Source organism: Devosia aquimaris, from assembly GCF_020169335.1.
In the GTDB taxonomy this organism is placed as follows: Bacteria; Pseudomonadota; Alphaproteobacteria; order Rhizobiales; family Devosiaceae; genus Devosia; species Devosia aquimaris.
The window spans coordinates 1,054,423-1,068,428 of the sequence record NZ_JAIEZN010000001.1; the positions used below are offsets into that span (position 1 = coordinate 1,054,423).

Consider the following 14,006-nt stretch of genomic DNA (forward strand, 5'->3'; position numbering starts at 1 on the left):
GGCACTTCCCACTCGCGGCCCAACCGGCTAGAACCCGCGCCATGAGCACGACAGACAAGCTGGTTACCTTCACCCTTTCGGCCACCGACGGCATGGCGCGGCGCGGCCGCATCGACACGCCGCGCGGCGATATCCAGACCCCGGCCTTCATGCCCGTGGGCACGGCCGGCACGGTCAAAGCCATGTATCCCGAACAGGTGCGCGAGACCGGCGCAGATATCCTGCTGGGTAATACCTATCACCTGATGCTTCGCCCCGGCGCTGAGCGCGTCGCCAGCCAGGGCGGGTTGCACAAGTTCATGGATTGGGAGCGTCCCATCCTCACAGACAGCGGCGGCTTCCAGGTCATGTCGCTGGCCCAGCTGCGCAAGCTCAATGAGTGCGGCGTCACCTTCAAATCCCATATCGACGGCTCGGCCCACGAGCTGACGCCCGAGCGGTCGGTTCAGATCCAGACCCTGCTCGACAGCGACATCATCATGCAGCTCGACGAGTGCATTTCCCTGCCGGCCGAGCGCAAGGAGATGGAGCGCGCCATGGAGCTGTCGCTCCGCTGGGCCGACCGCTCCAAGATTGCCTTCAACAACCAGCCCAATCGCGCCCTGTTCGGCATTGTGCAGGGCGGCGACGACGCCGAGCTGCGCGCCCGCTCCGCCCAGGGGCTGAAGTCCATCGGCTTTGACGGCTATGCCGTCGGCGGTCTGGCCGTCGGCGAGCCGCAGGACGTCATGTTCCGCGTCATCGAGCAGATCACCCCCGAGCTGCCGACCGACCGTCCGCGCTATCTGATGGGCGTGGGCAAGCCCGACGACATCCTGGGCGCCATCGGCCGCGGCATCGACATGTTCGATTGCGTCCATCCCACCCGCGCCGGCCGCCATGGCCATGTCTATACCCGCTTTGGCGTCATCAACCTGAAGAATGCCCGGCATAGGGATGATCACAGGCCGATTGACGAGGCCTCGCCCAATCCCAATTGCCGCCGCTGGAGCCGCGCCTATCTGCATCACCTTGTTAAGACAGAAGAGATTTTGGGCGCGATGATCCTTTCCCAGATCAACCTGGCCTATTATCAAGAGCTGGTACAGGGCTGCCGCCGGGCGATCGAGGGCGGCCGTTTCACTGATTTTGCGGCAGAGACGCGCGCGGCATGGGCTGCCGGCGACCTGCCGGTTCTCTGACAGACACAAGGGGTCTTCGACATGGCTAAAGCTGGACGCAAGGCAAGTTTCCTCAGCCTGGGCAAACACCGCAAGCGGCTCGAAGATCAGCCCATGCGCGTTCAGTTCGCGGTCGATCCCAACCGCTTCCGCCGCTATTCGGCCACCGGCGCCGGCATCCTGCTCGATTATTCCAAGAACCGCATCGATGGCGACGCCCTGGCGGCGCTGTTCGATCTGGCCCGTGCTGCCGGCGTCGAGGAACGTCGTGACCAGATGTGCGAAGGCGAGCACATCAACATTACTGAAGATCGCGCCGTCATGCACATGGCGCTGCGCTACCAGGGCGACAAGCCCGTGCCGGTCGACGGCAAGGATGTCATGCCCGACGTCCGCGCCGTGCTCAAGGCCATCGAGAGCTACACCAACGACATCCGCAGCGGCGCCATTCGCGGCCACGGCGGCGCCCAGTTCACAGACATCGTCAACATCGGCATTGGCGGCTCCGACCTCGGCCCCGCCATGGTGACCCTGGCGCTCGAGCCCTATACCCGCGCCGATCTGCGCGCCCACTATGTCTCCAATGTCGATGGCGCCCATATCCACGACGTGCTCAAGCGCCTTGATCCCAAGACGACGCTGTTCATCGTCGCCTCCAAGACCTTCACCACCGACGAGACCATGACCAACGCCGGCTCGGCCCGCGATTGGATCGCCGACACGCTGGGCGAAGAGGCCGTGCCCAATCATTTCGCCGCCGTCTCCACCAATATCCCGGCCTGCGCCAAGTTCGGCATCCGCGAAGACCGTATCTTCGGCTTCTGGGATTGGGTCGGCGGCCGCTATTCGGTGTGGTCGGCCATCGGCCTGCCGATTGCCCTGGCCGTCGGCTACGACAATTTCGCCAAATTCCTCCAGGGCGCCGATGCCATGGACCGGCACTTCCTCAGCGCGCCGCTCGAGGAAAACCTGCCCGTCATCATGGCCGTGCTCGGCGTCTGGTACCGCAATGTCTGGGGCTTCTCGACCCATGCCGTGCTGCCCTATGACCAGCGCATGAGCCGCTTTGCCGCCTATCTGCAGCAGCAGGACATGGAGAGCAACGGCAAGTCGGTCACGCTGTCGGGCAAGCCGGTCGGCTGGTCCACCGGCCCCATCGTCTGGGGCGAGCCCGGCACCAATGGCCAGCACGCCTTCTACCAGCTCATCCACCAGGGCACCGACGTCATCCCCTGCGATTTCCTCATTGCCGCCAAGCCGCATGAAAGCCTGCCGCCGCATCACGACAAGCTGGTGGCCAATGTGCTGGCCCAGTCCGAAGCCCTCATGCTCGGCAAGACCGAGGAAGAGGTCGTCGCCGAGCTCAAGGCCCAGGGCCTCGACAAGGCCAAGATCAAGGAACTGACCCCGCACAAGGTGTTCCCCGGCAATCGCCCTTCCAACACCCTGTTCTACGAGCAGCTCACCCCCGAGACGCTGGGCTCGCTGGTCGCGCTCTATGAGCACAAGGTGTTCACCCAGGGGGTGATCTGGAACGTCAATTCCTATGACCAGTGGGGCGTTGAACTGGGCAAGCAGCTCGCCAAGGCCCTGCTGCCCAAGGTGGAAGGCAAGCAGAGCGGCGAAGGCCACGACAGCTCGACCCAGGGCCTGCTCGCCTACTACCTCGCCAACAAGGGCTGACACATGCCCGGGGCCGCGCCGGCTATTGATCGCAATAGCCTGGCGCGGGCCTTCGCCGAACTCGGCCTGGGCGAGCCCGTCGGCTTGACCCTCCTGGAGGGCGGCAGTGCGTTCTCCTACCGGGTTTCCCGGCAAAACGCCGATGAAATTGTCCTCAAGGTCTACAACGACCGGCGCGGAGACAGCTCCGGCAAGGAAGCCTTTGCCGCCGGCCTCCTTGCCAAACTTGGCGTCCCGATAACGCGTGTCATCGCCCGCGACGAGAGCCTCACCCGCCTGCCATTCGGATATGCGGTGTCCAACTATCTGCCCGGCGTCCGGGTGGCCGTCTTCCAGGATGCGCCAGACGCCGCCGACCTCTATCGCGAGATGGGCGGCCTGTTGCGCCAATTGCATGGAGTACGCCTGCCGGCCTTCGGCGCGTTCAACGCCGATGGCATCGTCGACCCCATCGTCTCGCACAGCGACTACATCGTCCAGTTGTGGACGAGCGTCCTGGAACGCTTTCGCCACTTCGGCGCCGCACCGGATCTCGCCGAACGGCTGAACCAGATCGTGAGCGAAAACCTTGGCCTTGTCGCCCACACCAGCGGGCCGGTTTTCGCGCATGACGATTTTCAGCCCAACAACATCTTGGCCGAGCGCAACGCCGCCGGGCGCCTGCGGCTGACCGGGCTGATCGATTTCGGCAATGCCCGCGCGGCCGATGCCATTTTCGATCTGGCCAAGGCCTTATTCTGCTGCGAACACGAGGCGCCGGGCTCGACGCGGCCTATCCTTGAGGGGTATGGACCGATCGATCATCCCGATCCGCAGCGCGCCCTATGGCTCTATACGATGATCCATCGTGTGGTGATGTGGTACTGGCTGCGCCATGTCGGCGTGATCGCGGACGGCGAACAGCACCAGTTGCTTGCAGACCTGCACGCCATGGCAGAGGAAAAAGACGTATGACCATCACCACCGAAGAGCAGCTCGAACAGCTCAAGGCCATTGGCCGCATTTGTGCCTTGGCGCGCGAGACCATGGCTGCGGCGATGGAAGTGGGCATGACCACGCGAGAGCTCGACGAAATCGGCGCGCGCGTGCTGGCCGAGCATGGCGCCCAGTCGGCCCCCATCGTCACCTATGACTTTCCGGGCGCCACCTGCATTTCGGTGAATGAAGAAATCGCCCATGGCATTCCCGGAGACCGGGTGTTCCGCGAGGGCGATCTGGTCAATATCGACGTGTCCGCCGTCAAGGATGAGGTCTTTGCCGATTGCGGCGCCTCCTACATCCTGGGCCAGGGCGACCAGCGCCTGGTCAACCTCTGCCGCGATGGCAAGAAGGCCATGTGGGCCGGCATCAATGCCGTCAAGGCCGGTGCCCCCTTGGGCGATATTGGCGATGCCATCGGCAAGTTCGCCAAAAAGGGCGGCTATACGCTGATCCGCAACCTCGCCAGCCATGGCGTGGGCGATAGCCTGCATGACGAGCCCGGCGAGATCCCCACCTGGCCCGACAGGTCCGAACGCCGCCGCATGGCCAATGGCCTGGTCTTCACCATCGAGCCCTTCCTGTCGCTGGGCGGACGCATGGCCGACCAGAAGTCGGAAGACGATGAGTGGACGCTGATCAGCCGGCCCGCTGCACCCTGTGTGCAGTATGAGCATACCGTGGTGGCCACGCCCCGCGGCGCGGTCGTCGTCACCCTGGCCGCCTAGATAGATTCACTCTTCCGGGGACTTGCGGCTCCTTTGCCTCCCTCCCCCTTGAGGGGAGGGAACGAGGGAGGGGGTCTGTCGGTGGCCCACAAAGCCACCCCCATCTCGACCCTCGCGTCAGGAGCCTGCACTCAGGCGCGCAAAGCGCGACCCGGGCGGGGAGGGGGCGACAGAACCGCGTCAATTCGCGCTCAAAACGATCTAGAGCGCAACGCGAAGAAAATCGCGCAGGGAACTGGAATGATTCGCTAAAGCCAGATCAGCAGCAGCGGCCCCATGACGATGGCTGCGGCGGCGGCCACGAAGCGCATGCGCCCCAACTGGCGCAGGCTGGGCACGCTCAGGATCGACGAGAGCACGAGGAACGCCACCAGCGCGATGGCCACCGGCGTCAGCGGCGCCAGCTTGATCGCCACCGCCTCGCTGAGCTGCAGATAGATCATGTGCCCGCCCACAAAGCCCAACAGGGCCGTGATGACGACGGCCACGGCCTTGGAGGTGATCAGCAGGGCCATGTCGATGGTGTGGCTGGTCAGCAGCAGCGCCAGGCCCGTTGCCGTCACATGCACGGCCGCCAGCGTGGGCAGAATCTGGTTCTGCGCCAGCATGGGCACCATTTCGGGTGGCACGCTGAGCGGCACCGCGCCGATCATGGGCAGGTCCGCGCCATATTGCGACAGCAGGTAGATGACATAGAGCATCACCAGCGTGCTGGCCGCAAACACCAGCAGCGTGGCCACCAGCACCTTGAGCAGATCAATGATATCCTGAGACATGGCAGCGCCCGATCATACTGCGGGAAGAAAATTGGTATGCCGGGAGGGGGTCGAACCCTCGACCATTCGATTAAAAGTCGAATGCTCTACCACTGAGCTACCGGCACGCACCAAGATTGACGCTGCGAGCGTCGCGGCGGAACATAGCCACGTTCCCCCCGCTGTCAACCGCAATTGCGCGCTTCTCAATAGCTGAGCGGTGTTCCGTCGAACGGCATGGGCAGGCACGAAATCGAAATCCGCTCCAGTCGCGTGCACAGGGCGGTCGCTTCCGACAGCTGGGAAATGGGTCCGACGACGATCCGCTTCTCGTCACTATTGGGTTCGTCGGTCAGCAGCGGCGCCAGCCCGAACAGCAGCGGCCCCAGCTTCATGGACAGGTCGCGCCAGGTCTCCGGCGCCTGCTCGAACGATACCGGGCTGCCCAGCGCAATGCCGAATGCCGCCAGGTTGGGGGCGGCCGCAACGGCGACCGGCGCGACAGGCTCGGGCAACGGCTGCTCGGTTTCCACCGGCGCCGGCGACGCAGCCGCCAGTTCCGGCATCGGCTCGCGGGTAATCTTCACCGAACCGCCGTCGGCGTCATAGACAAGCGCTTGCCCGATTGACGCCGTCATCGATGATCGGTCAATGCGCTGGCCGCTGGCCGTGCTTTCCAGGATGCGCGGCAGGCTCACTTCAAGCGCGCCGACGCGCTGCACCACCTGGTTGCCCTGCTGCTCGGCCAGCGCAAAGCGCGTGGCCAGCACGCCATTCTCCCGCCGCAACTGGTTGGTCTGGTCACGCAGGTCGGCGACCTGGCGCCGCAACTGGTCGACGGACGCGCCTTCGATACGGGTCTTGTGCAGGCCGCCCAGGATGGTGGAAGGCACGATGGCCGACACATTGGCGCCCAGCACCGCAATACCGCCCAGAACCAGGGCCACGATGCCCCAGGTGGTCACGTCCGACTGGCGGAACTGTTCCGATGCCTTGGCCAATGTCAAAAAACCCCGATGGCGCAGTCGAATCAGCTATTGCGCTCGACAATAACCATGGGGCAGGCATTAGGTGTTCGCCAACTCTTGCATGCCATAAAACTGTGAAAATGCGCGTGAACAACACGTTGCGTCTCGGGGACCATCAATGACCGAACTGCTGTCCATCATCCTTGCTGCGGGCGAAGGCACCCGCATGCGCTCGGCTATGCCCAAGGTGCTGCATCCGGTGGGCGGTCTTCCCATGGTCGGCCATGTGCTGCGCACCGCCAGGGCTGCAGGCTCCACGTCGATCGCTCTGGTGGTCGGCGCCGCGGGTGAACAGGTGCAGGCTTCCGTGATGGCCACGGCCCCCGACGCCATGGTGGCCGTCCAGGCCGAGCGTCTGGGCACCGGCCACGCCGTGCGCCAGGCCGCCGCCGCCTATGCAAACGCCAAGGGCAATGTCATCGTGCTCTATGCCGACAATCCCCTGGTCTCTCCGGCCACGCTCACCGAAATCGGTACGCGCCTCGACGCCGGCGCCGATATCGTCGTGGTCGCCTATCGCCCCGAAGACCCGACCAATCTGGGGCGCCTCCTCACCGAAAACGGCCGCCTGCTCGCCATCCGCGAGCACAAGGACGCGTCTGACGAAGAACGCCGCATCAATCTGTGCAATTCCGGCATCATGGGCTTTCGGGCCGATGCGCTGCGCGCCGTCATCGACCGCATCGGCAATGCCAATGCCAAGGGCGAATATTATCTCACCGACGCCGTCGAACTGGCCAATGCCGATGGCCGCCGCGTCGAGTTTGTCGAAGCCGATCCCGCCGAAGTGGTCGGCGTCGATGATCGCTCCAGGCTGGCCCAGGCCGAAGCGACCTTCCAGGAGCTGCGCCGCAACGATTTCATGAAGGCTGGCGTCACCCTGCGTGATCCCGCCAGCGTCTGGTTCTCCTGGGACACAGAGATCGGCCGCGACGTCACCATCTTCCCCAATGTGGTCTTTGGCCCTGGCGTCAAAATCGGCGACAATGTCGAAATCCGCGCCTTCTGCGACATCGAAGATGCCGTGATCGGGGAGGGCGCCTCCATCGGTCCCTTCGCCCGCATCCGCGGCGGCGCCGACATCGGCCCCGATGTGCACCTGGGCAATTTCGTCGAGGTCAAGAAATCCCGCATCGGCGCGGGCACCAAGGCCGGTCACCTGAGCTATCTCGGCGACGCGGAAATCGGTGAAAAGACCAATATCGGCGCAGGCACCATCACCTGTAACTATGATGGCGTGAACAAGGACAAGACCATCATCGGCGACAATGTCTTCATCGGCTCCAACGCCTCTCTGGTCGCGCCGGTCACCATCGGCGACGGGGCCTATACGGCGTCGGGCAGCGTGATTACAGAGGACGTGCCGGCCGATGCGCTGGCGCTGGGCCGTGCCCGCCAGGAAAACAAGCCAGGCTATGCGCCCAAGCTGCGCGCAAAGGCCCTCGCCAAAAAAGCAGCCAAGGGGAAATAGTCATGTGCGGTATTGTCGGCATTGTTGGCAGTGAACCGGTTGCCACCCGTCTGGTCGATGCGCTCAAGCGCCTCGAATATCGTGGCTATGACAGCGCGGGTGTGGCGACGCTCGAAGGCGGCGACATCACTCGCCGCCGCGCCGAAGGCAAGCTGGGCAATCTGGCCCAGAAGCTGAGCTTTGAGCCGCTGGCCGGCCGCATCGGCATCGGCCACACCCGCTGGGCCACCCATGGCGCCCCCACAGAACTCAATGCCCATCCCCATGCCACCGATCGCGTCGCCGTGGTGCACAATGGCATCATCGAGAACTACCGCGACATGCTGGCCGACCTCGCCAGGGACGGCTACCTGCCCAAGACGCAGACCGACACCGAATCCGTGGCGCTCTGGGTCACCCGCGAACTGGCCAATGGCGCCGAGCCCGAGCTGGCCGTCTCGCGCACGCTCAAGCATCTGCGCGGCGCCTTTGCCCTGGCCTTCCTCTTCAAGGGCCACGAGGGCCTGCTGATCGCCGCGCGCCACGGTGCGCCGCTGGCTATCGGCTATGGCACATCCGAAATGTACCTCGGCTCAGACGCCATGGCGCTCTCGCCCTTCACCTCGCGCCTGAGCTATCTCGAGGATGGCGACTGGGCGGTGATCACCCATGAGGGCGTCACCATCCGCGATGGCAAGGATGCCATTGTCGAGCGCGAAAAGCTCGTCTCCCAGGCCTCCGCGCTCATGGTCGACAAGGGCAATCACCGCCATTTCATGGCCAAGGAAATCTACGAGCAGCCCGAGACCATCTCGCACACGCTCAGCCACTATGTGGACATGGGCGCCGAGCGCGTCGCCCTGCGCGAGACGCTGCCCTTCAACTTTGCCGATCTGACGCGCCTCACCATCAGTGCCTGCGGCACGGCTTACTTTGCCGGCGCCGTCGCCAAATACTGGTTCGAGAAATATGCCCGCCTGCCGGTGGACATCGATGTGGCCTCCGAGTTCCGCTATCGCGAGCCGCCGCTGGAAAAGGGCGGCCTGTCGCTCTTCATCTCCCAGTCCGGCGAAACGGCCGACACGCTGGCCGCGCTGCGCTATTGCGCCAGCCAGGGCCAGCATGTGGCGAGCCTGGTCAACACCCAGGAATCCACCATCGCCCGCGAATCCGATGTGGTCTTCCCCATCCTTTGCGGCCCCGAGATCGGCGTCGCCTCCACCAAGGCGCTCACCGCCCAGCTCACCGCTTTGGCGAGCCTTGCCGTGGCGGCCGGTCGCGCCCGTGGCGTCATCGATGCCGCCCGCGAGGCCGAACTGGTTCGCGCGCTCATCAGCCTGCCCACCGCCGTGTCCGAGGCCCTGGCCACCGAAGGCCAGATCATCGACATCGCCAAGCGCCTCTCCAAGGCCAAGGACGTGCTTTATCTCGGCCGTGGCCCCATGTTCCCCATCGCCATGGAAGGCGCGCTCAAGCTCAAGGAAATCAGCTATATCCACGCCGAAGGCTATGCCGCCGGCGAACTCAAGCACGGCCCCATCGCCCTGGTGGATGAAGCCATGCCGGTCATCGTCGTCGCCCCCTCCGACGAACTCGTCGACAAGACCCTGAGCAACATGCAGGAAGTCGCCGCCCGCGGCGGCAAGATCATCCTGATCACCGATGCCGAAGGCGCCAAAACCGTCGGCCACGGCGTCGCCGACATCATCGAGATCCCACACGTCTCAAGCTTCGTCGCCCCGATCCTGGCGACAATCCCGGTCCAACTCCTCGCCTACCACACAGCCGTCTTCATGGGCACCGACGTCGACCAGCCGCGCAATCTCGCGAAATCGGTGACGGTGGAATAGGGCGGGGCGCGGACGGCGGTTGCGGATTATTGCAGCCGCTTTCAACCCAGTTCCAGCTATTCGGGGGCCGTGGCTTAAAGCTCGAGAGCTGCCATTGTAGCTGAACGGAGAATGTGCATTGCCGTTGCGGCAGAGATGCAGAAAAGTGATCTTTAGCAGAAAGATCGCGCCCTGCGATCCTGCACCGCCACCTGGGCCAACATATCTCTATTTGTAAAAGTCGATCCGTACTTGCTGAGTAGGTCGCTGATCACGGCGCCTTCTTTCACAGGCACAGCGAATTTAGCACTGTCTGCACCATTTGAAGTTACCAATTTGATGAAATCGGCCGGGGGCGTTGATGTATCTAGAGTCACTTTCCATTCGGAATTTTCGCTGCTTCGGCGATACACCGGTGACGATCCGCTTCAAGCCTGGAACTAACGCCTTCGTCGGAACGAATGGTGCCGGGAAGACCGCGGCACTCGAAGCTCTGAAACGGCTTTTTTCGGCGACACCAGCTGATCGTCAAATTCGCCGGTCCGATATCCACTTCGGTCCGGGCGAGAGTGCGATTACCCTGGACAAACGCGAGGTCGCAATTGATGCGATCTTCGGCTTCGAAACTACGGCTGATGTTTCCCCGGTCTTCAACGATCTTTTTTTTGACGCAGCGGATGCCTCTGTGAAGGTGCGCATCCGTCTGGAGGCGCTGTATCAAAAGTCAGAGTCTGTCGAAGACAACGTCGAGGTCGTCTACTACTCAGTTAAGACGACCGACGAGGTCCCGTTTGGACCGGACGATGAGCGGAAGACCCGGCTCTCCCGTCCAACACAATACGCGGAAGTGGTCTACATCCCGGCGCATCGGGATTCCCGTGGTGTTAGCCAGCATGCGTTAAAAAACGTGCTTCAGCGCCTTGAGTACTCAGCTGACTGGGATCCTGCGACGAGGATAAAGTCGCAACAGTTTGCACAGGATCTGGAGGCAAACCTCAATGCAACGGATGCGGTCACTGCGATCACCACAACTTTGAGAGGGTTTTGGTCGAAGCTCCATGATGGCCACTACGATGCCGAACCGGCATTGAGTGTGGTGGCGGTTGAGTTTGAAAAGCTCATCCGGGAGCTGACACTCAAGTTTGATAAAGCTCCAGGCGGCGGCATCCGCCAGCTCGGAGAACTGAGCGAAGGACAGATGTCCTTGCTCTACTTCGCCCTATCGGCCACACTGCACAACCTGATCTGGGATATGCAGAAGACGCTGCCCGGCTCGGTTAAGGGGTTTAAGGCAGCCGATTTCACTTACCCGGCGCTGACAATCTTCGCGCTGGAAGAGCCAGAGAACCATCTCTCTCCATTCTACCTGCCGCGCTTAATGGCCCTGCTTGAGACGCTAAATGCCAGTGGGGCAGCGCAATCCATTGTCACCAGTCACGCAACGAGCATCCTTTCACGCGTTGATCCAAAGCTCGTGCTCTATTTCCGGATCTGCCCGGTCACCCTTAAGACATCCGTTCTGCCGCTACCGCTTCCTAAAGCAGACGCTGCTGCAGACAAATTCGTGCAGCAAGTCATTCTTGCGAACCCTGAAATATACTTTGCCAGGCTGGTAATTATTGGTGAGGGCGACACGGAGCGCATAGTGATCCCCAAGATCGCGGAAGCGCTTGGGACCAGCCTAGACCCTTCCTTCATCGCCTATGTGTCGATTGGAGGACGGCATGCACAGCATCTCTGGCGCCTCCTAAACGGTCTTCAGATCCCGCACATCACGCTGATCGATTTCGACTTGGGTCGACACAACGGAGGGACCGGACGGATCAAAAACGCTGTGACATGGCTCTCAGATCTCGGGGCGGCCCACATTCCACAAATCCCCGTGACGCCCCCCACCACTCCCCCAACTTTTAGAGCAGCAACGACAGCCGACATACCGGACAATGCTGGGTTGTCGCCCGCAAACTTTGACGGGTGGGTGAAGTGGCTACGTCACAAGGACATCTTCTACTCTTCACCACTAGATCTCGACATGATGATGATGACCGCGTTTCCAGCGGCCTATGTCACAACGCCACTGGACCCGGCGGCAGATAAGGTGAAGCTGGCTGCATCGGTATTTGGCGAGCATGGCAAAGGAAATGCAGAGCTAAAACCTGTTGCGGTGAACTACACAGACCAGGAGCTTTGGAGCTACAAGTCGCTCTTCAAATCGTCGTCCAAGCCTGGATCTCATTTGGAGGCATTTGGAAACTTAACAAAAGCGCAGCTGTCTGCAGGGTGCCCGGAACCTTTGAAGGCACTGATCGAGCGCGCAGGCCATCTCATCGCGCAAAAACCCGCAGTGAAGGTGACACCCTAAATGTTTGCGAAGCCGGAGGACTGGAAACCAACACCTGGAATAGTGATCGAAGGTACGGCGCTTGAGGTCGTAAAATCGACTTCATCTATGTCGGTCTTAGCTGGGCCTGGTGCCGGAAAAACGGAGCTTCTCGCTCAGCGCGCTACGTATCTTCTGAACACCGGTCTTTGCCCTAATCCCAAGCGGATTCTGGCGGTGGCATTTAAGGCAGACGCTGCACGCAATCTACAGGACCGTGTTGCATTGAGATGCGATGCGCAAGAGGCGCGGCGATTTGAATCGCTAACGTTGCATGCTTTTGCGAAGCGAACGCTCGACCAATTCAGGGAGGCGTTGCCAGAGGCCTTACGTCCCTCTCCCGACTATAAAATCATCTTTCCCAATCGCGATTTCTGGGCAGAGTTTCAGGCCGAACACGCGGGGGATTATCCAGATATCCGCGGATTCACGCCTGCTCAGTTTGGCACCTTTGTGCAAGGTGGTGTCCCTGACTTCGACGCCGTCGAGCTAACATCACGCGACAGGCTGCGGCACCTTTGGTGGAAGGCCACTCTCGCGCATGAACCGTCGCAAATCAGTTTCGATATGATGATGCTTCTGGCGATGCATATCGTGCAAACGCAACCCTTGGTGCAAAAAGCTATTGCAGGCACTTACACGCATGTGTTCTTGGATGAGTTCCAGGACGTAACAAGACAACAATACGACCTCATCTGCCGCATCTTCAAAGAGACACCCGCTGTTCTGACGGCGGTTGGTGACACAAACCAGGCGATTATGGGCTGGGCTGGGGCTTTGCCTGATATCTTCAGTACCTTCGGGGAAGATTTCGGTGCTGAGAACCGCAAACTGCTATTTAACTATCGCTCCAACTCCAAGATCGTCGGCCTAATCAACGACCTTTCGAGCTTGCTTACCGACGAGCCGGCTGTCCCTACTGAAAGCGCCCGGAAAGACGATCCACCGTACGATGCCCTTGAAGGTTGGGTTTTCAAGACACGTGATGCCGAGGGCGTCGGTATTGCAAATTTCATCAAGGCCTCACTCGAGGAAAACCCAGAGCTTCGGCCCCATGACTTCGTGATCCTTACTCGCCTCTACGCAAACCAGCTGGAGGATCGATTGCTATCGCACTTTGTTGCAAAGGGACTTCGGCTTCGAAACGAAGCAAGGCAAATCGGCCCGCTTGTCATTCAGGACATCGTAAAAGATCCTGTGTTCCTCTTCCTTACTGCGCTGTTCAAGATGGCCCATGGGGTCAGGGATGGTAGCCCTTTCCAGGTATGCCGCGATACAATCGCCAGCGTTGAGGGCCTAGACCTTGCCACCGATAGAGGTGCAACCCGAAGCCTTCGCTTAGTGCAGGAGTTGGTCGACTTCACGATTAAGGTGACAAAGGACAAGGCACCTACCGACTTCGACATTGCGCAGTTGATTTCGGCGGCTTTCCCTGAAGATCGCCGCGAGAGGTTGACTAGGGTGTATGCGGATTACCGAAATCGCGCATATTTGGCGTCGGTGATCGAAGCCTGCGCAGCATTCTACAACGAGAGTGCTAAGGATGCGCCAGATTGGCGGACACTGATAGGCAACCTCGAAGGCCGGGATGCCGTGAAGATTATGACGATCCACAAGTCCAAAGGCCTTGAGTATCACACGGTGATCTTCGTGGAGTTCAACGACGACGCTTTCTGGAAAAACGCCGATGACGTCAACGTCTTCTTCGTTGCCCTATCACGTGCAAGAGAACGTGTCAGATTCACGTTAACCCGCGATTCAAAGGGCTTTGCTAACGTCCAACGGTTTCTCACCAAGCTGCAGGAATCAGGCGTCGACTTCAAAGAAGTCGCATAGGGCCGTGATGACGCGAGTGATGAACCGGCCCGAAGGTTAAGCGGCCAGAGGCCTAAGTCTATACGGTCCCGCTGCCACCTATGTGGGGTTGCAGCAGGGAGCGCTAGCGGCCACCTTGCCAAAATTGAGGTGCTACGCCGCACATCTTGCATTTCGTAGAACTGCCTCGAACGTTATGG

Annotated in this window: 10 protein-coding genes and 1 tRNA gene; 8 read left to right on the plus strand and 3 right to left on the minus strand. The window is 61.4% G+C overall.

Annotation, left to right across the window (positions count from 1 at the left end):
• The first annotated feature begins 41 nt into the window (after positions 1 to 41).
• Genes tgt through map form a run of 4 tightly spaced genes read left to right on the plus strand, consistent with a single transcriptional unit; the run spans position 42 to position 4,549 of the window.
• On the plus strand, positions 42 to 1,181 hold the full coding sequence (gene tgt / locus K1177_RS05075; protein ID WP_224702225.1) for a tRNA guanosine(34) transglycosylase Tgt: 1,140 nt from the start codon (positions 42 to 44) through the stop codon (positions 1,179 to 1,181).
• 21 nt (positions 1,182 to 1,202) lie between these two features.
• A complete protein-coding gene (gene pgi / locus K1177_RS05080) occupies positions 1,203 to 2,843 on the plus strand; it encodes a glucose-6-phosphate isomerase (RefSeq protein WP_224702226.1) in 1,641 nt (546 codons plus the stop codon).
• A gap of 3 nt (positions 2,844 to 2,846) precedes the next feature.
• The gene (locus tag K1177_RS05085) at positions 2,847 to 3,797 is read left to right on the plus strand and encodes a phosphotransferase family protein (RefSeq protein WP_224702227.1); all 951 of its coding nucleotides are present in this window, start codon (positions 2,847 to 2,849) and stop codon (positions 3,795 to 3,797) included.
• Positions 3,794 to 4,549: a type I methionyl aminopeptidase gene (gene map, locus K1177_RS05090; RefSeq protein ID WP_224702228.1), complete on the plus strand. Its 756-nt coding sequence runs from the start codon at positions 3,794 to 3,796 to the stop codon at positions 4,547 to 4,549. Before K1177_RS05085 ends, map begins: the two co-directional genes overlap by 4 nt.
• Positions 4,550 to 4,797: 248 nt before the next feature.
• On the opposite strand, the gene K1177_RS05095 is transcribed toward map, so the two are convergent.
• The 3 genes from K1177_RS05095 to K1177_RS05105 form a co-directional block, all read right to left on the minus strand.
• Positions 4,798 to 5,325 (minus strand): hypothetical protein, encoded by a 528-nt coding sequence (locus K1177_RS05095; RefSeq protein WP_224702229.1) that lies wholly within the window; start codon positions 5,323 to 5,325, stop codon positions 4,798 to 4,800.
• 32 nt (positions 5,326 to 5,357) lie between these two features.
• Positions 5,358 to 5,432: transfer RNA gene (locus K1177_RS05100), tRNA-Lys, on the minus strand.
• A 78-nt stretch (positions 5,433 to 5,510) separates the two neighbouring features.
• Positions 5,511 to 6,305, minus strand: a complete 795-nt coding sequence (locus K1177_RS05105) for a hypothetical protein (RefSeq protein WP_224702230.1) — start codon at positions 6,303 to 6,305, stop codon at positions 5,511 to 5,513.
• Between the two features lie 145 nt (positions 6,306 to 6,450).
• Between K1177_RS05105 and glmU the strand changes: the two genes are divergently transcribed.
• The 4 genes from glmU to K1177_RS05125 all read left to right on the plus strand — a co-directional run bounded on the left by glmU (position 6,451) and on the right by K1177_RS05125 (position 13,827).
• Positions 6,451 to 7,803: a bifunctional UDP-N-acetylglucosamine diphosphorylase/glucosamine-1-phosphate N-acetyltransferase GlmU gene (gene glmU, locus K1177_RS05110; RefSeq protein WP_224702231.1), complete on the plus strand. Its 1,353-nt coding sequence runs from the start codon at positions 6,451 to 6,453 to the stop codon at positions 7,801 to 7,803.
• A 2-nt stretch (positions 7,804 to 7,805) separates the two neighbouring features.
• Positions 7,806 to 9,632: a glutamine--fructose-6-phosphate transaminase (isomerizing) gene (gene glmS, locus K1177_RS05115; RefSeq protein ID WP_224702232.1), complete on the plus strand. Its 1,827-nt coding sequence runs from the start codon at positions 7,806 to 7,808 to the stop codon at positions 9,630 to 9,632.
• A 340-nt stretch (positions 9,633 to 9,972) separates the two neighbouring features.
• Positions 9,973 to 11,973, plus strand: a complete 2,001-nt coding sequence (locus K1177_RS05120; RefSeq protein WP_224702233.1) for an ATP-dependent nuclease — start codon at positions 9,973 to 9,975, stop codon at positions 11,971 to 11,973.
• On the plus strand, positions 11,974 to 13,827 hold the full coding sequence (locus tag K1177_RS05125) for a UvrD-helicase domain-containing protein (protein WP_224702234.1): 1,854 nt from the start codon (positions 11,974 to 11,976) through the stop codon (positions 13,825 to 13,827).
• The last annotated feature ends 179 nt before the right edge of the window (positions 13,828 to 14,006 follow it).

Coding starts and splice junctions, on each gene's coding strand:
- tgt (WP_224702225.1), top strand. CDS start 42: ATGAGCACGACAGACAAGCTGGTTACCTTCACCCTTTCGGCCACCGAC.
- pgi (WP_224702226.1), top strand. CDS start 1,203: ATGGCTAAAGCTGGACGCAAGGCAAGTTTCCTCAGCCTGGGCAAACAC.
- K1177_RS05085 (WP_224702227.1), top strand. CDS start 2,847: ATGCCCGGGGCCGCGCCGGCTATTGATCGCAATAGCCTGGCGCGGGCC.
- map (WP_224702228.1), top strand. CDS start 3,794: ATGACCATCACCACCGAAGAGCAGCTCGAACAGCTCAAGGCCATTGGC.
- K1177_RS05095 (WP_224702229.1), bottom strand. CDS start 5,325: ATGTCTCAGGATATCATTGATCTGCTCAAGGTGCTGGTGGCCACGCTG.
- glmU (WP_224702231.1), top strand. CDS start 6,451: ATGACCGAACTGCTGTCCATCATCCTTGCTGCGGGCGAAGGCACCCGC.
- glmS (WP_224702232.1), top strand. CDS start 7,806: ATGTGCGGTATTGTCGGCATTGTTGGCAGTGAACCGGTTGCCACCCGT.
- K1177_RS05120 (WP_224702233.1), top strand. CDS start 9,973: ATGTATCTAGAGTCACTTTCCATTCGGAATTTTCGCTGCTTCGGCGAT.
- K1177_RS05125 (WP_224702234.1), top strand. CDS start 11,974: ATGTTTGCGAAGCCGGAGGACTGGAAACCAACACCTGGAATAGTGATC.